The 19,039-nt window shown below is 73.4% G+C and carries 19 protein-coding genes; 12 read left to right on the top strand and 7 right to left on the bottom strand.

The window, feature by feature from the left end:
• The first annotated feature begins 6 nt into the window (after window positions 1-6).
• From ACIRPT_RS30980 to cobC, 5 genes are read left to right on the top strand one after another with little or no spacing between them, the layout of a single operon-like run.
• Window positions 7-1,407 carry a cobyrinate a,c-diamide synthase gene (locus tag ACIRPT_RS30980; protein WP_403833049.1) on the top strand — a complete coding sequence of 467 codons (1,401 nt, stop codon included), beginning with the start codon at window positions 7-9 and terminating at the stop codon, window positions 1,405-1,407.
• A complete protein-coding gene (locus ACIRPT_RS30975; protein ID WP_403833047.1) occupies window positions 1,404-1,640 on the top strand; it encodes a hypothetical protein in 237 nt (78 codons plus the stop codon). The genes ACIRPT_RS30980 and ACIRPT_RS30975 overlap by 4 nt, the downstream gene beginning before the upstream one ends.
• On the top strand, window positions 1,637-2,245 hold the full coding sequence (locus ACIRPT_RS30970; RefSeq protein WP_403833044.1) for a cobalamin biosynthesis protein: 609 nt from the start codon (window positions 1,637-1,639) through the stop codon (window positions 2,243-2,245). Before ACIRPT_RS30975 ends, ACIRPT_RS30970 begins: the two co-directional genes overlap by 4 nt.
• Complete coding sequence (locus ACIRPT_RS30965) at window positions 2,245-3,189, top strand: sirohydrochlorin chelatase (protein ID WP_403833042.1); 945 nt, start codon at window positions 2,245-2,247, stop codon at window positions 3,187-3,189. Before ACIRPT_RS30970 ends, ACIRPT_RS30965 begins: the two co-directional genes overlap by 1 nt.
• On the top strand, window positions 3,173-4,342 hold the full coding sequence (gene cobC, locus ACIRPT_RS30960) for an Rv2231c family pyridoxal phosphate-dependent protein CobC (protein WP_403833039.1): 1,170 nt from the start codon (window positions 3,173-3,175) through the stop codon (window positions 4,340-4,342). Before ACIRPT_RS30965 ends, cobC begins: the two co-directional genes overlap by 17 nt.
• A gap of 82 nt (window positions 4,343-4,424) precedes the next feature.
• On the opposite strand, the gene ACIRPT_RS30955 is transcribed toward cobC, so the two are convergent.
• A complete protein-coding gene (locus ACIRPT_RS30955; RefSeq protein ID WP_403833174.1) occupies window positions 4,425-5,465 on the bottom strand; it encodes an SCO1860 family LAETG-anchored protein in 1,041 nt (346 codons plus the stop codon).
• 461 nt (window positions 5,466-5,926) lie between these two features.
• On the opposite strand from ACIRPT_RS30955, the gene ACIRPT_RS30950 reads away from it, so the two are divergent.
• Window positions 5,927-6,919: a bile acid:sodium symporter family protein gene (locus tag ACIRPT_RS30950; RefSeq protein ID WP_403833037.1), complete on the top strand. Its 993-nt coding sequence runs from the start codon at window positions 5,927-5,929 to the stop codon at window positions 6,917-6,919.
• A 68-nt stretch (window positions 6,920-6,987) separates the two neighbouring features.
• On the opposite strand, the gene ACIRPT_RS30945 is transcribed toward ACIRPT_RS30950, so the two are convergent.
• Window positions 6,988-8,079, bottom strand: a complete 1,092-nt coding sequence (locus ACIRPT_RS30945) for an amidohydrolase family protein (RefSeq protein ID WP_403833172.1) — start codon at window positions 8,077-8,079, stop codon at window positions 6,988-6,990.
• 475 nt (window positions 8,080-8,554) lie between these two features.
• Here ACIRPT_RS30945 and ectA point away from each other — a divergent pair, with 475 nt between their 5' ends.
• The 4 genes from ectA to thpD all read left to right on the top strand — a co-directional run bounded on the left by ectA (window position 8,555) and on the right by thpD (window position 12,044).
• On the top strand, window positions 8,555-9,121 hold the full coding sequence (gene ectA / locus ACIRPT_RS30940) for a diaminobutyrate acetyltransferase (protein ID WP_403507355.1): 567 nt from the start codon (window positions 8,555-8,557) through the stop codon (window positions 9,119-9,121).
• A gap of 165 nt (window positions 9,122-9,286) precedes the next feature.
• Window positions 9,287-10,555, top strand: a complete 1,269-nt coding sequence (ectB, locus tag ACIRPT_RS30935) for a diaminobutyrate--2-oxoglutarate transaminase (protein WP_403507353.1) — start codon at window positions 9,287-9,289, stop codon at window positions 10,553-10,555.
• Window positions 10,556-10,621: 66 nt separating this feature from the next.
• The gene (locus tag ACIRPT_RS30930; protein ID WP_362712624.1) at window positions 10,622-11,038 is read left to right on the top strand and encodes an ectoine synthase; all 417 of its coding nucleotides are present in this window, start codon (window positions 10,622-10,624) and stop codon (window positions 11,036-11,038) included.
• A 106-nt stretch (window positions 11,039-11,144) separates the two neighbouring features.
• Window positions 11,145-12,044, top strand: coding sequence for an ectoine hydroxylase (thpD, locus tag ACIRPT_RS30925; RefSeq protein ID WP_403833033.1), 900 nt, complete (start codon window positions 11,145-11,147; stop codon window positions 12,042-12,044).
• 93 nt (window positions 12,045-12,137) lie between these two features.
• On the opposite strand, the gene ACIRPT_RS30920 is transcribed toward thpD, so the two are convergent.
• The 3 genes from ACIRPT_RS30920 to ACIRPT_RS30910 form a co-directional block, all read right to left on the bottom strand.
• Window positions 12,138-13,211, bottom strand: a complete 1,074-nt coding sequence (locus ACIRPT_RS30920; RefSeq protein ID WP_403833030.1) for an alkene reductase — start codon at window positions 13,209-13,211, stop codon at window positions 12,138-12,140.
• A 123-nt stretch (window positions 13,212-13,334) separates the two neighbouring features.
• Complete coding sequence (locus tag ACIRPT_RS30915; protein ID WP_403833028.1) at window positions 13,335-14,423, bottom strand: aminotransferase class V-fold PLP-dependent enzyme; 1,089 nt, start codon at window positions 14,421-14,423, stop codon at window positions 13,335-13,337.
• Window positions 14,424-14,477: 54 nt separating this feature from the next.
• The gene (locus ACIRPT_RS30910; protein WP_403833026.1) at window positions 14,478-15,191 is read right to left on the bottom strand and encodes a DsbA family oxidoreductase; all 714 of its coding nucleotides are present in this window, start codon (window positions 15,189-15,191) and stop codon (window positions 14,478-14,480) included.
• A gap of 159 nt (window positions 15,192-15,350) precedes the next feature.
• Between ACIRPT_RS30910 and ACIRPT_RS30905 the strand changes: the two genes are divergently transcribed.
• Window positions 15,351-16,022: a class I SAM-dependent methyltransferase gene (locus ACIRPT_RS30905; RefSeq protein WP_403833024.1), complete on the top strand. Its 672-nt coding sequence runs from the start codon at window positions 15,351-15,353 to the stop codon at window positions 16,020-16,022.
• Here ACIRPT_RS30905 and ACIRPT_RS30900 read toward each other — a convergent pair.
• Both ACIRPT_RS30900 and ACIRPT_RS30895 read right to left on the bottom strand, forming a co-directional pair.
• Window positions 15,982-16,527, bottom strand: coding sequence for a GNAT family N-acetyltransferase (locus tag ACIRPT_RS30900; protein WP_403833021.1), 546 nt, complete (start codon window positions 16,525-16,527; stop codon window positions 15,982-15,984). The two genes, ACIRPT_RS30905 and ACIRPT_RS30900, sit on opposite strands and share 41 nt — an antisense overlap.
• A gap of 5 nt (window positions 16,528-16,532) precedes the next feature.
• Window positions 16,533-18,092 (bottom strand): aldehyde dehydrogenase (NADP(+)), encoded by a 1,560-nt coding sequence (locus ACIRPT_RS30895; RefSeq protein ID WP_403833019.1) that lies wholly within the window; start codon window positions 18,090-18,092, stop codon window positions 16,533-16,535.
• 142 nt (window positions 18,093-18,234) lie between these two features.
• Between ACIRPT_RS30895 and ACIRPT_RS30890 the strand changes: the two genes are divergently transcribed.
• On the top strand, window positions 18,235-19,005 hold the full coding sequence (locus ACIRPT_RS30890) for an IclR family transcriptional regulator (RefSeq protein WP_403833017.1): 771 nt from the start codon (window positions 18,235-18,237) through the stop codon (window positions 19,003-19,005).
• Window positions 19,006-19,039: the final 34 nt, after the last annotated feature.

The following is a 19,039-nucleotide window of genomic DNA, read 5'->3' as shown; positions in this document are numbered from 1 at the left end:
TGTGTGATGAATGCGGGTGCCGTCCCCAGGCTGGTGATCGCCGCGCCGTCCTCGGGCGCGGGGAAGACGACGGTGGCCACGGGCCTGATGGCGGCGTTCGCCGAGGCGGGCCTTGTGGTCTCGCCGCACAAGGTGGGCCCCGACTACATCGACCCGGGCTATCACTCCCTGGCCACCGGCCGTCCCGGCCGCAATCTGGACGCCTATCTGTGCGGCGTGGACCGGTTGGCGCCGCTGTTCCTGCACGGCGCGGCGGGCGCGGACCTGGCCGTCGTCGAGGGCGTGATGGGGCTGTTCGACGGTGCGTCGGGGATGGGCGAGCTGTCCTCGACGGCGCAGGTGTCGAAGGTGCTGCGGGCGCCGGTGGTGCTGGTGGTGGACGCCTCGTCGCAGTCGAGGTCGGTGGCCGCTCTGGTGCACGGCTTCGCGTCGTGGGATCCGGAGGTACGGCTCGCCGGGGTGATCCTCAACAAGGTCGGCTCGGACCGCCATGAGGAGCTGCTGCGCGAGGCGATGGACTCCTCCGGGGTGCCGGTGCTGGGCGCGCTGCGGCGTACGCCCACGGCCCGTACGCCCTCGCGGCATCTGGGCCTGGTGCCGGTCGCCGAACGCCGGGCCGAGGCGGTGGAGTCGGTGGGCGAGCTGGCCGCGCGGGTGCGCGAGGGCTGCGATCTGGAGGCGCTGCTGGCGCTGGCGCGCGAGGTGCCGCGGCTGCCGGACACCCCCTGGGATCCGGCCGTGGAGGTGTCGCGGGCCGGGGCACGCACGGCGGGTGGCGGGCGGCCGCTGATCGCCGTCGCGGGCGGCGCCGCCTTCACCTTCTCGTACGCCGAGCATGCCGAGCTGCTGACCGCCGCGGGCGCCGACGTGATCCCCTTCGATCCGCTGCGGGACGAGCAACTTCCGCCCGGTACGCAGGGTTTGGTGATCGGCGGCGGATTTCCCGAGATGTACGCACCGGATCTGTCGGCGAACGCCCCGCTGCGGGCGGCGGTGGCCGCGCTGGCCGCCTCCGGGGCGCCGGTGTCCGCCGAGTGCGCCGGGCTGCTGTATCTGTCCCGGTCCATAGACGGGAAGCCGATGTGCGGGGTGCTGCCCGCCGACGCCCGGATGACGGAACGGCTCACGCTCGGATACCGGGAGGCCGTGGCGCTGGAGGACAACGCCCTGGCCGTGGCCGGGACGCGGGTGCGCGGCCATGAGTTCCACCGCACGGTCCTGGAGCCGGGTGCGGGCGCCCGTCCGGCGTGGGGTCTGACGCATCCCGAGCGGCGGGTGGAGGGCTTTGTGAGCGGCGGGGTGCATGCCTCGTATCTGCATGTCCACTGGGCGGCGGAGCCGTCGCTGGCCGGCCGGCTGGCCGGGAGCGCGGCGCGGCGGACGACGGCCCCGGGCGCCGGGCGATGACGGGCGGCGGCGCGGTGGCCGGCTCCGGAGCGGCGCTCGGCCCTCTCGTTCACGCGGCCCCCGATCCGGCGGGCACGGTCGCCGAGGCCGCCGCGCTGACGGGCGTCCGGTGGGTGCCGGGCGTTCGGTGGCCGGGGGAGCCGGTCACGGCCGGGCCCGCCGTGAGGCGCGCGGCCGTCCTGGAGGGGCGGCACGGCCGGGTGGCCTTCGGGCGGGGAGCCGTCGCGCCATGAGCGGCCGGGCGGCCGACGACGCCGGCGAACTCGTTGCGCCGCTGGTCGCCGGCGTGGGGGCGAGCCGCGGCGTGGCGGTGTCCGAGGTCGTCGACCTGCTCGCGGCCACGCTCGCGGCGGCGGGCTGTACGGGCCGGCCGGTCGCCGCGCTGGCGACGGTGTCGGCCAGGGCGGCGGAGCCGGGGCTGATCGGGGCGGCGCGGCGGCTCGGGGTGCCGCTGCGGTCGTTCCCGGCGGACGCGCTGGCCACCGTACGGGTGCCGGATCCGTCCCCTTTCGCGGCGGCCGCCGTCGGGACGCCGAGCGTCGCCGAGGCCGCCGCGCTGCTGGCCGCCGGGCCGGGCGCCGAACTGATCGCCGGCAAGCGGAAGTCGGCGCCGCAGGGGCGGCCCGCCCGGGCGACGTGCGCGCTCGCTGCGGCGGCAGCAGTAACACAGTGCGGTGCAGTTACCGCTGGTAGGGAGGGAGCGCCCGCCGCCCCCTCGCCCGGTGCCGATATCGTCATGACCTCCCCCAACCCGCCCCGCGGCGGCCCGGATCGGCGGACGACGGGCATCGGCGACAAGGCACCCCACAGCGATACCACCGGTACCAAGGAGACCTAGTGACCACCCCTCCCGCACTGCTCATCGCCGGTCACGGCAACCGTGACGAAGGCGGGGCCGAGGCCCTGCGCGCGCTGGTGCGTGTGCTCGCCGCCCGGCATCCGGAAGTGCCCGTCGCCGGCGGGTTCTTCGGCACGCCGCACTCGCCGCTGCCGCTGGGCGACGCCGTCGACGAGCTCGCCGAGCGGGGCGCGACCCGCATCGCCGCCATACCGCTGCTGCCGGCCCCGACCGGGCCGGTGGCGCAGACGCTGCCCGCCGCGCTGGAAGAGGCGGCCGGGCGCCACCCCGGGCTCAGCTACACCTGCGGCGCCGAGCTGGGTGCCCATCCCAAGCTGCTCGATGTGCTGGAGCGGCGGCTGGACGAGGCCCTGGGCGGCGGCGCCCGCCGGCCCGAGGACCGGGCCCGTACGACGGTGCTGCTGGTGGGGCGCGGGTCGGCCGACCCGTACGCCAACGCCGAGGCGGTACGGGCCGCGCGGCTGCTGTGGGAGGGGCGCGGCTTCGCAGGGGTGGAGACGGCGTTCGTGACGCAGGCGGCACCCGACGTCCCGGCAGGCCTCGACCGGTGCACGGCGCTGGCCTCGTTGGCCCCGGGGACCGGCGGCAGGGGCCGGATCGTGGTCCTGCCGTACTTCTTCTTCCCCGGCGGCCTGCTGGAGCGGCTGCGGATGCAGACGGAGGGCTGGGCGGCGGTGCACCCGGACACGGAGGTGCTGGGTGCCGGGGTGATCGGCACGCCCGCCGAGGTGGCCGAGGTGGTCATGGAGCGTTACCGCGAGACGGTGGCGGGCGAGGCGCTGCCGAGCGGGCGCCGGGCGGTGGCGGAGGACGCCCGGAGCGCGGACGGCGGGGAGCGGGACGAGCGGGGCGGGAACGACCGGAGCCTGGACGATCAGGGCGGGGACGAGCCGAGCCGGGACGAGCATGCGGGCGCTCGCTGACACCGGGGCCGCGGCGCCCCATGAGCCCGATCTGCGGCATCACGGCGATGCCGAGGTACGGAGCGCGGACGGCGGCCCGGCGGACCTGACGGACCTCACGGATCTGGCGGTCAATGTCCGGGCGGGCACTCCCCCGGCCTGGCTGAAGGCCGAGATCGCCGCGTCGCTGGACGGCCTCGCCGCGTATCCGGACGGCCGGGCGGCGCGCCGGGCGGTCGCCGAGCGGCACGGCCTGCCGGCGGAGGAGGTGCTGCTGACGTCGGGCGCCGCGGAGGCGTTCGTCCTGCTCGCGCGCGCCGTGGGGGCCGTACGGCCGGTCGTGGTGCACCCGCAGTTCACCGAGCCCGAGGCGGCGCTGCGGGACGCCGGGCACGACGTGGAGCGGGTGCTGCTGAGCGAGCGGGACGGCTTCCGGCTGGATCCGGACGCGGTCCCCGAGGACGCCGACCTCGTCATCGTCGGCAACCCCACCAATCCCACCTCCGTCCTGCATCCCGCCGAGGTCCTGGCAAAGCTGGCGCGGCCCGGCCGGACGCTGGTCGTCGACGAGGCGTTCATGGACGCGGTGCCCGGGGAGCGGGCGTCGCTGGCCGGGCGCCGGGATCTGCCGGGCCTGGTGGTGCTGCGCAGCCTCACCAAGACCTGGGGGCTGGCGGGGCTGCGGATCGGCTATGTGCTGGCCGCGCCCGGCATCATCGCGGCGCTGGAGCGGGCGCAGCCGCTGTGGCCGGTCTCCAGCCCGGCGCTGGCCGCGGCGGAGGCCTGCTGTACGCCGCGGGCGCTGGCGGAGGCGGCCGCGGCGGCCGAGGATATCGCCCGGGACCGGGCCCATCTGCTGGCCCGGCTGGGCGAGTTCGCCGCGGTGCGGGCCGTCGGGCCGGCCGAGGGGTCGTTCGTACTGATCCGCCTGGCGCAGGCGGCGGCGGTACGGGCCGGACTGCGGGCGCGTGGCTTCGCGGTGCGCAGGGGGGACACCTTCCCGGGGCTGGGTCAGGAGTGGCTGCGGCTCGCGGTCCGGGACCGGGCCACCACGGACCGGTTCGTGGCGGCGCTGGCCGAGGTCCTGACCGAGGTGCCGGGCGCGGCCGTTCGGCCGGACCCCGCCGGGAGCCCGGCCGAAGGACGCTTCGGCGAGGCCCCCGGCGAGGGGTGAGGCGCGCCGTGCGGAGCGCACCCCGGCCCTGCCCGCACGCGGCGCCCCCACGGCACCGGCGCGGGTGGGCACGTCCTCTGCCTCAGCCGCGGCCGCCCTGCGCGGTGCGGCGCCGGCGCGCGTAGCCGAGCGTTCCGGCGCCCGCGGCGACCAGCAGGGCGGCGCCGCCGGCGACATACGGGGTGGCCGAACTGCCGCCGGTCTCGGCGAGGTTCTGGGTGTCGGCGCCGGAGCCGGGGTGGGCGTTGGCCTGGGTGCCGCCGCTGCCGCCGGTGGTCCGACCGCCGGTCTGGCCGCCCGACTGCCCGCCGCCGCTCTGACCGCCCGACTGGCCACCGCTCTGGCCACCGCTCTGGCCGCCCGACTGCCCGCCGTCGCTCTGGCCGCCGGTCGTGCCTCCGGAGCCGCCCGGGTGGGGCGGCTTGCCGTGCGGCGTCGTACAGGTCGCCTCGGCGAGCGTGACCCGCCCCCGGACGTCGGCGACGTTCAGCTTCAACGGGTTGACCGCGACCTTCAGTTCCAGCGCGGTCGCCGCCGCGCCGCCGCCCGTCACATGCCGCTGCGACAGGTCGAGCCGTACGTCGCCCACCCCCGGCACCTTGACGTCCGTCGTCCCGCCGGCGCGCAGCGTGACCTTCTTGCCGAGGACCAGGACGCTGCCCAGCACGTTCGACTCGGCCCGCGGCCGCTTCCCCACCGCGCAGGTCGCCCGCGCGGTGACCTGCTGGACCTCTACCAGGGACAGCGCTCCCAGCCCGGGGACATGCACCTTGGCGTGCACGAGGTTGGCGTACCCCTCGGCCTTGTGCCGGTCGGCAGTGGCCCGCGCGGTGGCGACATCCGCGCGCAGCACGCTGAACGGCCGGCCCTGGTTGATGCCGTCCAGATCGACGGTGAGCGCCGTCTTGTCGGCGGATGCCGGTGCGTGCACTTCATTGAGGACGGCGTGCAGCGGGACATCGAGCGCCTTGCCGAGCAGCCCGACGTCCAGGCCGGTACGGAGCACGACCGCGCCGGACGTGCCGTGCCCGCCGGTCGCGTACGCGGGCGCGGCGCCCGTCAGGACGGCGGGACCGGCCGTGAGGGCGGCGGCGACGAAGGTCGCGGCGAGCCGTCGGGGCATGCCGAAGGAGCTGGTGGAACTGGTGGACACGTGAGTGGAACCCCCACAAGAGAAATGGAGCCGCCGGCCGCGCCAATGGGGGACATCACGCGGGCCGACGACCTCGACCCGCACATCGTGTACGCACCAAGGGTGAACGGGCAGCCACGCGAAGTGAGTTCACCTGAAGGGGTGGTTTCCGCGTTTTCATTCGATTCCCGTGACTCGTCGGGCCACCCACGCCCCAGCCGCCTCACCGCACGGGTGACCCGAGCCGTTGATACGTTCGGCAACGGCTGGTACGAACGTGGCGGTCGGGGAACTCCCCTGCGCCTTCGGCGAGTTCGTACGCAAGAGCCGGTAACGCGACGGCGGGACCGGCGCGTCGGGCGACCGCGGCCGAGGCCCGGGAAGACGACGGCCGACGTCCGGCATCCGGAATTCGTTGTCCCGTACATGAAGAAGCCCGCTAGGGTTTCGCCGTGTCGACCGATCAGACGAACCAGGCGCCCCCGCATCCCGGCCCGCCGTCCGGCGATCTCCCCGCCTCCGACCGGGCGGCCCGCAGGGCGGTCACCCTCTTCCCGCTTCTGGTGATCGCCGCCGGGGCGGTGGGACTGCTGTGGCCCGCGCACTTCACGGGGTGGGCGCCCGGTGTGCCGTGGCTGCTCGGGGTGGTGATGTTCTCGATGGGCCTGACGCTGACCCCGCCGGACTTCACTGCGGTGGCCAAGCGGCCGTGGGCGGTGGGCCTGGGACTGGTCGCGCATTACGTGATCATGCCGGGGCTGGGGTGGCTGATCGCCACCGCGCTGCATCTGCCGCCGCAGCTGGCGGCCGGGGTGATCCTGGTCGGCTGCGCGCCCAGCGGGACCGCGTCCAACGTGGTGACGTTCCTGGCCCGCGGCGATGTGGCCCTCTCGGTGTCGGTGGCGACGGTGTCCACGGTGCTCGCGCCGCTCATCACGCCTCCGCTGACGCTGCTGCTCGCCGGGCAGTTCCTGGACGTGGACGCCGGGGTGATGGTGACGGACATCCTCAAGACGGTGCTGCTGCCGGTGATCGCCGGGCTGGTCGTACGGATCGTCGCGGGGCGGTTCGTCGACAAGGTGCTGCGGGCGTTGCCGTGGGTCTCGGCGCTGACCATCGCGGTGATCGTGCTGGTGGTGGTCTCCGGCAGCGCGGCGGCGATCAAGGACGCGGCGGCGCTGGTGCTGCTCGCGGTGGTGCTGCACAACGGGCTCGGGCTGGCGCTCGGCTACGCCTCCGGAAAGCTGGCGCGGCTGGGCACGCCGGCCAGCCGGTCGATGGCCTTCGAGGTCGGCATGCAGAACTCCGGCCTCGCGGCGTCGCTGGCCACCGCCCACTTCAGCCCGGCGGCGGCACTGCCCGCGGCGGTGTTCTCGGTGTGGCACAACGTGTCGGGGGCGGCGGTGGCCGCCTTCATGGCCCGCTCCGCACGCCGGGTGCGGTAGCGGGCTGACCCCGTAGGTCCCCTAGGGGCCGGGCGAACGCATCCCGTAGGGGATCCGCCCCGCCGCCCCTACCCGACCACCCGCCCGCGCAGCACCACCAGCCGCGGGGCCGCCAGTACGCGGACGTCCGCGCGGGGGTCCGTCTCGTAGACGACGAGGTCGGCCGGGGCGCCCTCGGTGAGGCCGGGGCGGCCGAGCCAGTCACGGGCGCCCCAGGTGGTGGCGGAGAGGGCGGCTTCGGCGGGCAGGCCCGCCTTCATCAGCTCGGCGACCTCGTCGGCGACCAGGCCGTGCGGGAGCGAGCCGCCGGCGTCGGTGCCGGCGTAGATCGGGACGCCGGCGTCGTAGGCGGCCCGCACGGTGTCGTAGCGGCGGGCGTGGAGGCGGCGCATATGGCCGGCCCACCGGGGGAATTTCTTCTCACCGCCGTCCGCGAGGTGCGGGAAGGTGGCGATGTTGACGAGGGTGGGGACGATGGCGACGCCGCGCTCGGCGAAGAGCGGGATGGTCTCCTCGGTGAGCCCGGTGGCGTGCTCGATGCAGTCGATACCGGCCTCGACCAGCGGGGCGAGGGTCTCCTCGGCGAAGCAGTGCGCGGTGACGCGGGCGCCCAGGCGGTGCGCCTCGGCGATGGCCGCCGCGACGGCTCCGGGGGGCCAGCAGGCGCCCAGATCGCCGGTGGAGCGGTCGAGCCAGTCCCCGACGAGCTTGACCCAGCCGTCGCCGCGCCGGGCCTCCTCCGCGACGTAGGCGACGAGGTCCTCGGGCTCGATCTCGTGCGCGTAGTTACGGATGTAGCGCTTGGTGCGGGCGATGTGCCGGCCGGCACGGATGATCCGCGGCAGGTCCGCGCGGTCGTCGATCCAGCGGGTGTCGGAGGGTGACCCTGCGTCGCGGATCAGCAGCGTTCCGGCGTCACGGTCGGTGAGCGCCTGCTTCTCGCTGGTTTCGGCGTCGACCGGGCCGTGCGCGTCGAGACCGACGTGGCAGTGGGCGTCGACCAGACCCGGCAGCACCCAGCCGCCGACGGTGGTGACCTCGCGCACCCCACTGGGCCGTTCGAACGTCACCCGGCCGCCGAGAACCCACAGCTCATCGCGCACGTCGTCCGGCCCGACCAGGACCCTCCCCGTGAGGTGCAGCGCCGCACCTTCGCTCATGGACGTCATACCGGCACTTTAGGCCGCCGGGACCCGCGCCCGGGGTCCGGCCGTGCAGCGCCCGGCCAGGGCCCGCCGCGGCGGGCTGCGGGTGCGTATTCCGCCGGTGGATTCCCGGAAACCCGGGCGACTACCCGCATTTCCTTCCCGCACGCCTTGGCGCAGGCCTTCCGGTTGCGAATTCCCAATTCTTCAGGAGCATAGCTTCCCGTATTCTTCTGCCCGCTTTTCCACACCTCAAACGCCAAGATTTTGCTAGCGCCAAGTATCAGAATTCGGACGCATCTCAAGGGCGTTACGGAGCTGTGACCGACTACACAGGGTGCCCGTTTCACCCCAAACTTCCGGGGCAAATCGCCACATTCTGCGACCGGATCGCGCGCTCGTGCGCACCCGCGCGATAACACAACCACATCTCGTGCGTAACCCCTGCCCGCGATGCAATTTCCTTTTTCCCTCGGTAAATTTAATTCCCATGACCGCCGCACAAGCAGACCATGCAGGTGCCCGAAGCGATATCAGAGAATTGCCGGAGGGCTTCAAGCTCGACTCCCCACGCGTGGAGGACGGAGCCGCGATCTGGCGTATCGCCCGCGACTCCAGGACTCTGGACCTCAACTCCTCCTACAGCTACCTGCTGTGGTGTCGGGACTTCGCCGCCACCTCCGTCGTCGCCCGCGACGCGGAGGGCGAGCCGGCGGCCTTCGTCACCGGCTACATCCGCCCCGAGCGCCCGGAGACCCTCGTCGTCTGGCAGGTCGCCGTCGACGACGCGCACCGTGGCCAGGGGCTGGCGGCGGCCCTCCTGGACGGGCTCACCACCCGCGCCGTACGTGAACTGGGCATTCGTCACGTCGAGACCACCATCACGCCGGACAACGCCGCCTCCATGCGGCTGTTCGCGTCCTTCGCCGAGCGCCACAGAACCGGCCTCGAGCGCGAGGTGCTCTTCGACGCCGGGGTCTTCCCCGAGCAGGGCCACGAGCCGGAGGTGCTGCACCTCATCGGTCCGTTCGGCCCGCCACCTGGCCCCCGCCGCTGACGACCCCGCAGGCGCGGCCCCGTGCGCCGCGCCGTCCGTACCCCGTACGGCACGCGGGACCGGCACCCACCCGGTGACACCCCCGTGACATCGCGTAACGCCGCCGGTCCGCCCGCCCCCACAGACTTCGATCTTCTTTCGCCACTCATCTCCCTGGAGCATGCTGTGACCATCACCCAGCCCGACCTGAGCGTCTTCGAAACCGTGGAGTCGGAGGTCCGTAGCTACTGCCGCGGCTGGCCGACCGTGTTCGACCGTGCGCAGGGCAGCCGGATGACCGACGAGGACGGCCACACCTACCTCGACTTCTTCGCCGGTGCCGGATCGCTCAACTACGGCCACAACAACCCGGTCCTCAAACGCGCCCTGATCGACTACATCGAGCGGGACGGCGTCACCCACGGCCTGGACATGTCGACCACGGCCAAGCGGGCGTTCCTGGAGTCGTTCCAGAACATCATCCTGCGGCCGCGTGACCTGCCCTACAAGGTCATGTTCCCGGGCCCGACGGGCACCAACGCGGTCGAGGCCGCGCTGAAGCTGGCCCGTAAGGTCAAGGGCCGCGAGTCGATCGTGTCCTTCACCAACGCCTTCCACGGCATGTCGCTGGGCTCCCTCGCCGTCACCGGCAACGCGTTCAAGCGGGCCGGCGCCGGTATCCCGCTGGTGCACGGCACTCCGATGCCGTTCGACAACTACCTCGACGGCCAGACGCCCGACTTCATCTGGTTCGAGCGCCTCCTCGAGGACTCCGGCTCGGGTCTGAACCAGCCCGCCGCCGTCATCGTCGAGACCGTGCAGGGCGAGGGCGGCATCAACGTCGCGCGCGCCGAGTGGCTGCGTCAGCTCGCCGAGGTGTGCAAGCGCTGGGACATGCTGCTCATCGTCGACGACATCCAGATGGGCTGCGGCCGTACCGGTGCCTTCTTCTCCTTCGAGGAGGCGGGCATCGTGCCGGACATCGTCACCGTCTCGAAGTCGATCAGCGGTTACGGCCTGCCGCTCGCGCTCACCCTGTTCAAGCCGGAGCTGGACGTGTGGGAGCCGGGCGAGCACAACGGCACCTTCCGCGGCAACAACCCGGCCTTCGTCACCGCCGCCGCCGCGCTCGACACGTACTGGGCCGACGGGCAGATGGAGAAGCAGACGCTGGCCCGCGGTGAGATCGTCGAGGAGCACCTGAAGGCCATCGTCGAGGAGCACCCGGACACCTTCGCCGAGTACCGCGGCCGCGGTCTGGTGTGGGGCCTGGAGTGCCTCGACAAGGACCTCGCCAACAAGATCGCCGCACGCTGCTTCGAGCTGGGTCTGCTGATCGAGACCTCCGGCCCGGAGAGCGAGGTCGTCAAGCTCCTCCCGGCGCTGACGACCACCCCCGAGGAGCTGGACGAGGGGCTTCGCATCCTCGCCCGCGCGGTCCGCGACCGCGTCTGACCGTCTGGGCCGGACACCCGACCGGCCCAGCGCTCCTTAACGTTTCACAGAAAGGCACCGAGCACCGTGATCGTCCGATCCTTCAAGGACATCGAAGGCACCGACCGCCACGTCAAGGCCAAGTCCGGCACGTGGGAGAGCAAGCGCATCATCCTGGCCAAGGAGCGCGTCGGCTTCTCGCTGCACGAGACCACCCTGTACGCGGGAACCGAGACGTCGATGTGGTACGCGAACCACATCGAGGCCGTACTGTGCGTAGAGGGTGAGGCCGAACTCACCAACGACGAGACCGGCGAGAAGCACCTGATCACGCCGGGCACGATGTACCTGCTCGACGGCCACGAGAAGCACACCATGCGGATCAAGAAGGACTTCCGCTGCGTCTGTGTCTTCAACCCCCCGGTCACCGGCCGGGAGGACCACGACGAGAACGGCGTCTACCCGCTGCTCACCGAGCCCGAGGCCGAGCCCGAGACGGTCTGAGACCGTCCGGGACGGCGTCGCCCGCCTGCCCCGTCCGGCAGCCGAGGAGGCATGCAACACCAGCACGAACCCGAAAGCACGTACGAGAGGAGAGGAAGGCAACACCATGACCACCGCACCCGAGCGCATCGCCGACCTGTACCCGACCCGTGGGGCCGCCGAGGTCATCACTCCGCGGAAGGATCCGGTGGTGTGGTCGCAGCCCGGAGCGGCCGGCCCGTTCGCGCCGTCCGAGCTGAGCGACTTCGAACGCGACGGCTTTTTCGCCATCGGGGAGCTGCTCTCCGCGGAGGAAGTCGCGGTGTACCGCGCCGAACTGGACCGGCTCGTTCACGACCCGGCGATGCGCGCGGACCCGCGCTCCATCGTCGAGCCGAAAGCGGGGACCGTCCGGTCCGTCTTCGAGGTGCACAAGATCAGCGAGGTGTTCGCCAAGCTGGTCTCCGATCCGCGCGTGGTGGGCCGCGCGCGGCAGATCCTCGGCTCGGACGTCTATGTCCACCAGTCGCGGATCAATGTGAAGCCCGGCTTCGGTGCGTCAGGCTTCTACTGGCACTCGGACTTCGAGACATGGCACGCCGAGGACGGTCTGGCGAACATGCGCACGGTGTCGGTCTCCATCGCGCTGACGGAGAACTACGACACCAACGGCGGCCTGATGATCATGCCGGGCTCGCACCGGCACTTCGTCGGCTGTGAGGGTGCGACACCGAAGGACAACTACAAGCGGTCGCTGCAGATGCAGGACGCGGGCATCCCGTCGGACGAGGTGCTGACGAAGATGGCGGACAAGCACGGCATCCGCCTCTTCACCGGCCAGGCCGGCTCGGCGACGTGGTTCGACTGCAACGCCATGCACGGCTCGGGTGACAACATCACGCCGTACCCGCGCAGCAATGTCTTCATCGTGTTCAACAGCGTGGACAACGCCGCGGTGGAGCCCTTCGAGGCGCCGGTCCGGCGTCCCGAGTACATCGGGGCGCGGGACTTCACGCCGGTGAAGTAGCCGGCGGGCCGGCACGCCGGCAGATGTACGGAACGGGTGGCGCGGCCGCCGCACAGCGAGGTCTGTGCGGCGGCCGCGCCGTTGCGGGGCAGGTCAGTCGCGGCCCAGTGCCGGGTAGTCGAGGTAGCCGGTGTCGTCGCCGCCGTAGAAGCTCTCCCGGTCGGGGGTGTTGAAGGGGCCTCCGAGCGCGAGCCGCCGGGGCAGGTCGGGGTTGGCCAGGAACTGCCGTCCGAAGGCCAGCAGGTCGGCGCTGCCGTCCTCGATCAGGCCGAGGTCCTCGGTGCCGGTGGGGCGGCCGCCGTTGGCGGGGTTGAGGACGAAGGTGCCGGTGAAGTGCTTGCGCAGCCGGGTCAGCAGATCGCGGTCCGGGACGTCGCAGACGTGCAGATAGGCCAGGCCGAGGGGTTCGACGGCCTGGAGCAGGGCGGTGTAGAGGGGCTCGGGGGCGGGCTCGTCGATGCCGTTGAAGGGGTTGCCGGGCGAGAGCCGCAGGCCCGTGCGGTGCGCGCCGACGGCCCCGGCCACGGCCCGGGTCACCTCCACCGCGAAGCGGATCCGGCCTTCGGTGCCGCCGCCCCAGGCGTCGGTGCGGCGGTTGCTGTTGGGGGCCAGGAACTGGTGCACCAGATAGCCGTTGGCGCCGTGGATCTCCACGCCGTCGAAGCCGGCCTCGATGGCGTTGCGGGCGGCGGCCGCGAACTCGTCGATGGTGGTGCGGATCTCGGCGTCGGTCAGTTCGTACGGCGTGACGCAGTCCTTCATCCCGTCCTCGGTGAAGACCTGGCAGTCGGCGGCCACCGGGGAGGGCCCCACGGGTATCAGGCCGTCCGGCAGGAGCACCGGGTGGCCGATCCGGCCGCCGTGCCACAGCTGCGCGAAGATCCGGCCGCCCGCCTCGTGCACGGCGTCGGTCACCCGGCGCCAGCCGTCGACCTGCCCGGCGGTGTGCAGCCCCGGGGTGAAGGGGTAGCCCTGGCCGACGACTGTGGTCTGGGCGGCTTCGGTGACGATCAGGCCGGCGGTGGCGCGCTGGGCGTAGTAGGCGACCATCGAGTCGGTCGGCACCCCGCCGCCCTCGGTGGCGCGGTTGCGGGTCATCGGCGCCATGACGATGCGGTTGGCGAGCGGGATACCGGCGAGGTCTACGGGATCGAACGCGGTGGTCACTGATGGCCTCTCAACTGCTGTGCGGAACATGGGGCATGATCACGAGCGGATCACTCACCATGATCGTTGCCACTTGTCCCAGCGGCCGAGCCGGGCCCCGCATTCCCGCCCGGCGCCCCCGATTCACCCGGAGGTGCCGCCGCCGGGGCCGATCAGATCCAGCAGCCGGTCGACGTCATCGGTGGAGTTGTAGAGGTGGAAGGCCGCGCGCAGCAGGCCCCCGCGCACCGAGACCCGTACGCCCGCCTCGGCCAGCCGGCCCTCCGCATCCGCCAGGCCCGGGGCGGAGACGATCGCGGAGCCGGGTGCCGGGCGGGGCGCCAGGCCGCGCGCGGCCAGTCCCGCGCGGTAGTGCTCGGCGAGCGCGGTGTTGTGGGCGTGGACGGCGGCCACGCCCAGCTCTTCCAGCAGGGCGAGCGACCGCTCGGCTCCGACGTACGAGAAGTGGGCGTGCGGTTCGTCGAACCGGCGGGCGGTGCCGGCCGGCCGCCGTACCGGGCCGAAGTTGGCGTCGTTGAGGTCCTCGGCGGCCACCCAGCCCGCGTGCAGCGGCCGTGGCCAGGACTCGACGTCCGGCGCGCCGTCGCCGCCGAACGTCATGAACGTCGTACCGCGCGGGCACAGCAGCCACTTGAAGGCGCCGCAGACCAGGAAGTCGTAGTCGGCGGCGCGCAGCGGCAGCCAGCCGGCGGCCTGGGTGGCATCGAGGTAGGTGCGCGCGCCGTGGGCCCGCGCGGCCTCCCGTACGGCGGCCAGGTCGGCGATCTTGCCGTCCAGCGACTGCACCGCGCTGAACGCGACCAGCGCGGTCCCCGGCCGCACCTCCTCGGCCAGCGCCTCCAGCGGTACGGTGCGCAGCGTGATCCCCGGGCGCACGGCGAGCGGATTGACCAGGGAGCTGAAGTCGCCCTCGGGGGCCAGCACTTCGGAGCCCGGCGGCAGCGAGGCAGCGACGAACGCGGACTGCACCGCCACCGAACTGCCGAGGGCGACCCGCTCCTCGGGGATGTCCAGCAGCCGGGCGAAGGCGGCCCGGGAGGCAGCGGACGGCCCGAAGTAGTCGCGGCCCATGGTGCCGTAGGACGCCGACTCCTCCAGAGCGGCGCGCATCGCGTCGGCGCTGCGCCGCGGGAGCAGCCCGCTCGCGGCGGTGTTCAGGTAGGTCGTCTCGGGCGTGAAGTCCGCCCCGCCCAGGGGCGCATGTCGCTGCATGCCTCCACTGTGCGGGACGGTCCGCGCCCCGTCCACGGCACCTCGCCGTGTCGCTCAGCTGCCGGGCAGGGCACACCCGTCGTCCCCGCAGACCTCCGCGTCACCGGACGGCAGGATCTGGACGGCGCTGTCACCGTGGGCCCGCTCCAGCGCCTGCCGGAAGACCTCGGCGGGCTGGCCGCCGGAGATCCCGTAGCGCCGGTCGATGACGAAGAACGGCACACCGGTGGCGCCCAGCTCCGCCGCCTCCCGCTCGTCGGCGCGTACCTCCTGGGCGTATGCGCCGGGGTCGGCCAGCACCCGGGCGACCTCGTCGGCGGGCACCCCCGCCGCGACGGCCGTTTCGGTGAGCACGGCGGGGTCGGCGAGCGTGCGGGCCTCGGCGAAATTGGCGTGGTAGAAGGCGCCGAGCAGGGCGTCCTGGACGCCGTGGGCCTTCGCGAGGTGCAGCAGCCGGTGCAGGTCGAAGGTGTTGCCGTGGATCCGGTCGGAGCGGTAGGCGAGGCCCTCCCCCGCCGCCGCGTCCGCCACCCGGGCCTCCATGGCCTCGGCCTGTTCCCGGCTGACGCCGTACTTCGCGGCCAGCATGTCGAGCACGGGGACGTCCGTGGCCGCCGGCGCGCCGGGGTCCAGCTCGAAGGAGCGGTGCACCACTTCGACGTCGTGGGCGTCGTGCCGCTGCGCGAACGCGGCGAGCCCGGCCTCGAAGCGGGCCTTGCCGATGTAGCACCAGGGGCAGGCGATGTCGGACCAGATCTCGACGCGCATGGGGTTCGTGCTTTCCTCGTTGTCGTGGGCACTGTGCACTGTGCTTTGGGGCACTGTGCTTCGGGCCGTGAGCCCGGTGCCCGGTGTCTTGCTGACGTGTGGGTGGACGCAGCTACAACCTGCGCGGGCGCCGGGCTATTCCCTGGGTACGGTCCGGGCATGACCACCCCACAGAATGCGGCCGGGTTCTGGGAGACCACCGGAGCGGCCAAGACGTTCACCCATCCGCTCGATACGGCGCTGCTGGAGGAGTTCGTGCCGGTCACGGCGCGGGTGCTGGACTACGGCTGCGGCTATGGGCGGCTGACCGCCGAGCTGGCCGGGCTCGGGTACCGCTCGGTGCGCGGGGTGGACTTCTCGGCGGCGCTGGTCGAGCGGGGGCGGCGGGAGCATCCGGGGGCGGATCTGATGCGGTGGTCGGGGTTTCCGCTGCCGTTCGCGGACGGGGAGTTCGATGCGGCGCTGCTGTTCGCGGTGCTGACGTGTGTGCCGCAGGACGCGGACCAGAGGGAGATCGTGGGGGAGCTGGGGCGGCTGGTGCGGCCCGGCGGGGTGCTGTATCTGAGCGATGTGCCGTTGCAGAGCGATCCGCTCAACCGGGAGCGGTACGAGTATTTCGCCGGGCGGTTCGGCACCTACGGGGTCTTCGGGACGCCCGATGGCGGGGTGTTCCGGCACCATCCGCCGGAGTGGCTGCGGGGGCTGGTGCGGGCGGCGGGGTTCTCGGTGGTGCGGGAGCGGGAGGACACGGTGGGCACCCTGGACGGCCGCAGCGTGGGGCGGCTCCAGCTCATCGCGCGGCGGGAGCGGCCAGCGGGAGCGTCAGGCTGAGGTGGGTGGCGTCGGGGGCGGGGCGGCGCTCGGGATCGGGCCGCCAGCCCAGGCCCGTGTAGAAGGCGCGGGCGCGGCGGTTGTGCCAGAGCACCTCGAGGAAGGCCCGTGAGCAGCCCGCCGCGTGCCAGGCGTGCAGGCAGGCGGCGTGCAGGGCGCGGCCGACGCCGGTGCCCCAGTGGCCGGGGTCGACGTGCAGCTGGTGGAGCGTGACGGTGGCGGGCGCGCGGGGCGGTGCGGCCGGGGTGCGGTGGCGGTAGGCGGCGGCGCCGACGACGGTGTCCTGCCGTACGGCGCACAGTGCGGGCGTGTCGTCCTGGTCCAGGACGCGGACCCAGGCGGCGAGCCGCCGGGCGTGTTCGGCCGGAGTGTCGAAGGGTGCGTCGGGGAAGCGGCTGCGGTGGTACGCGGCGCGGGCGGCGGCGTGCAGGCGGGCGATCGCGTCCAGGTCCGCGGCGGTGGCGGGGCGGACCTGGAGGGATGCGGCGTCGCCGGCTCGGCGCACGGTCGCTACCCGCCCTCGGGGCGGCCGTCGACGCGGCGCGGCAGGCCGAGCGGGTTGTCGTCGTGCAGTTCGGGCGGGAGCAGGGCGGGCGGGGTGTCCTGGTAGGCGACCGGGCGCAGCCAGCGTTCGACGGCGGTGCCGCCCACCGAGGTGGAGGTGGACGTGGTCGCCGGGTAGGGGCCGCCGTGGTGCTGGGCGGGGGCGACCGCGACGCCGGTCGGCCAGCCGTTGACGACGACCCGGCCGGCGAGCGGGGTGACCTCGGCGAGCAGCCGCGCGCCCCGTGCGCCGCGCCCGGTGTCGTCCGTTCCGGCGCTCTCCGCTTCGCCGAGCTGGAGGGTGGCGGAGAGGTTGCCGGGAAGCCGGGCGAGGACGGCGCCGACCTCGGCGTCGTCGGCGTAGCGGGCGACGACGGTGACCGGGCCGAAGCACTCCTCCAGGAGCACGTCGTGCGGCCCTTCCTCGGTGAGGTGGGCCGCGGGGACGGTGAGGAAGCCCGCGCTGACGGTGTGCGTACCGCCCGGCCCCGGGGTCACGGGTGCCTGGACGCCGGGGAGTTCGGCGCGGCTGCGGACGCCGTCGAGGAAGGCCTCGCGCATCCGCCGGTCGAGCAGCACTCCCGCCTCGGTGTCGCTGACGGCGGCGGTCAGCGACGTCAGCAGCCGGTCCCCGGCCGCGCCCTCGGGCGCCAGGACCAGGCCGGGCTTGACGCAGAACTGGCCGACGCCGAGCGTCATCGATCCGGCGAGCCCGGCGCCGATCGCCTCGGCGCGTTCCTCGGCCGCGGCCTCGGTGATGACCACGGGGTTGAGGCTGCCCAGCTCACCGTGGAAGGGGATGGGCTGCGGGCGGGCCGCGGCCGCGTCGTACAGGGCGCGCCCGCCGCGTACCGAGCCGGTGAAGCCCGCGGCGCGGATCAGCGGATGGCGCACCAGGTCGAGGCCGGCCTGGAAGCCGTGCACCAGGCCCACCACGCTCTCGGGCAGGCCGACGTCGGCGGCGGCGCGGCGCAGCAGCGCGGCGCACAGCTCGGAGGTGGCGGGGTGGTCGGGGTGCGCCTTGACGACGGCGGGGCAGCCGGCCGCGAGGGCGCTGGCGGTGTCGCCGCCGGGGACGGAGAAGGCGAGCGGGAAGTTGGAGGCGGAGTAGACGGCGACCGCGCCCAGCGGGATCTTGTAGCGGCGCAGGTCGGGGCGCGGCGGGGCCAGGGCGGGGTCGGCGTGGTCGATCAGTACGTCGAGGAAGGCGCCCTCGGCCACGGTGTCCGCGAACGCCCGCAACTGGTAGGTGGTGCGGCTCAGTTCGCCGGTGAGCCGGCCGGGGCCCAGCGCGGTCTCCGCGTCGGCGGCCTCGATGACCGCCTCGCCCGCCTCGTCGAGCAGCTCGGCGGCGCGGCGCAGCAGGGCGGCGCGGACCGGGCGGTCGGCGAGGGCGGCGCGGGCTTCGTGCGCGGCCCGTACGGTCTGGTCCACTTCGGTCTCTGTGGCTTCCACCGCAACCTGTTCGCGGCGCTTCCCGGTTCGGGGGTCGACGCTCCAGACTGGTGCTGCTGCCGCTGTTGCCACCGTGCATTCCTCCTGCGCGAAGACCGGCCGAAGACCGGCCGAGGACTTGCCGCACCCTGGACGGCGTTCGATATGCTGAACATCGTCCCAGATGGTGAATAACCGGGACTCTATGGCGGTCCGAACAGAGGGGTCAAGGGCGATGTCAGCTGCCGATACCGGGGGATCTCAGGTCAAGTCGGCGGTGCGGACGGTGGAGCTGCTGGAGTACTTCGCGGGCCTCCCCGGTATGCACAGCCTGGCCGCCGTCCAGGAGGCCGTCGGCTACCCCAAGTCCAGCCTCTACATGCTGCTGCGCACCCTCGTCGAGCTGGGCTGGGTCGAGACCGATGCGACGGGCACGCGGTACGGCATCGGCGTGCGTGCGCTGCTGGTCGGTACGTCGTACATCGACGGCGACGAGGTGGTGGCCGCCGCCCGCCCCACGCTGGACCGGCTCTCGGACGACACCACGGAGACCATCCACCTCGCCCGGCTGGACGGCACCAACGTCGTCTACCTCGCCACCCGCCAGTCGCAGCACTATCTGCGCCCCTTCACCCGGGTCGGCCGCCGGCTGCCCGCGCACTCCACCTCGCTGGGCAAGGCGCTGCTCGCCACGTACACCGACGACCAGGTACGGGCGCTGCTGCCGCCCACCCTCGCGGCGCTGACCGAACACACCATCACCGACCGCGAGGCGCTCATCGAGGAGCTGCACGCGGTCCGCGAACAGGGCTATGCGGTGGACCGCGAGGAGAACACCCTCGGGCTGCGCTGCTTCGGCCTCGCGATCCCTTACCGCACCCCGGCCCGGGACGCCGTCAGCTGCTCGGTGCCGGTGGCCCGGCTGACGCCCGACCACGAGCAGATGATCAAGGACATGCTGTTCGACGCCCGCGACCGGCTGACGCTGGCGACCCGCCGCCTCTGAGGTACCGGGCCTCTGAGGTACCGGTTCCTCCTCC

This window comes from Streptomyces sp. NPDC101227 (assembly GCF_044767545.1).
Lineage (GTDB): Bacteria > Actinomycetota > Actinomycetes > Streptomycetales > Streptomycetaceae > Streptomyces.
This window is presented reverse-complemented; position numbering and strand designations above follow the sequence as displayed.

What these genes read in the sequence shown, in the direction of transcription:
- ACIRPT_RS30980 (WP_403833049.1), top strand. Translation starts at nt 7, where the DNA reads ATGAATGCGGGTGCCGTCCCCAGGCTGGTGATCGCCGCGCCGTCCTCG.
- thpD (WP_403833033.1), top strand. Translation starts at nt 11,145, where the DNA reads ATGACCACCGCACCCGAGCGCATCGCCGACCTGTACCCGACCCGTGGG.
- cobC (WP_403833039.1), top strand. Translation starts at nt 3,173, where the DNA reads ATGCGGGCGCTCGCTGACACCGGGGCCGCGGCGCCCCATGAGCCCGAT.
- ACIRPT_RS30890 (WP_403833017.1), top strand. Translation starts at nt 18,235, where the DNA reads ATGTCAGCTGCCGATACCGGGGGATCTCAGGTCAAGTCGGCGGTGCGG.
- ACIRPT_RS30915 (WP_403833028.1), bottom strand. Translation starts at nt 14,423, where the DNA reads ATGCAGCGACATGCGCCCCTGGGCGGGGCGGACTTCACGCCCGAGACG.
- ACIRPT_RS30975 (WP_403833047.1), top strand. Translation starts at nt 1,404, where the DNA reads ATGACGGGCGGCGGCGCGGTGGCCGGCTCCGGAGCGGCGCTCGGCCCT.
- ACIRPT_RS30905 (WP_403833024.1), top strand. Translation starts at nt 15,351, where the DNA reads ATGACCACCCCACAGAATGCGGCCGGGTTCTGGGAGACCACCGGAGCG.
- ACIRPT_RS30955 (WP_403833174.1), bottom strand. Translation starts at nt 5,465, where the DNA reads ATGCCCCGACGGCTCGCCGCGACCTTCGTCGCCGCCGCCCTCACGGCC.
- ACIRPT_RS30945 (WP_403833172.1), bottom strand. Translation starts at nt 8,079, where the DNA reads ATGAGCGAAGGTGCGGCGCTGCACCTCACGGGGAGGGTCCTGGTCGGG.
- ectA (WP_403507355.1), top strand. Translation starts at nt 8,555, where the DNA reads ATGACCGCCGCACAAGCAGACCATGCAGGTGCCCGAAGCGATATCAGA.
- ACIRPT_RS30970 (WP_403833044.1), top strand. Translation starts at nt 1,637, where the DNA reads ATGAGCGGCCGGGCGGCCGACGACGCCGGCGAACTCGTTGCGCCGCTG.
- ACIRPT_RS30910 (WP_403833026.1), bottom strand. Translation starts at nt 15,191, where the DNA reads ATGCGCGTCGAGATCTGGTCCGACATCGCCTGCCCCTGGTGCTACATC.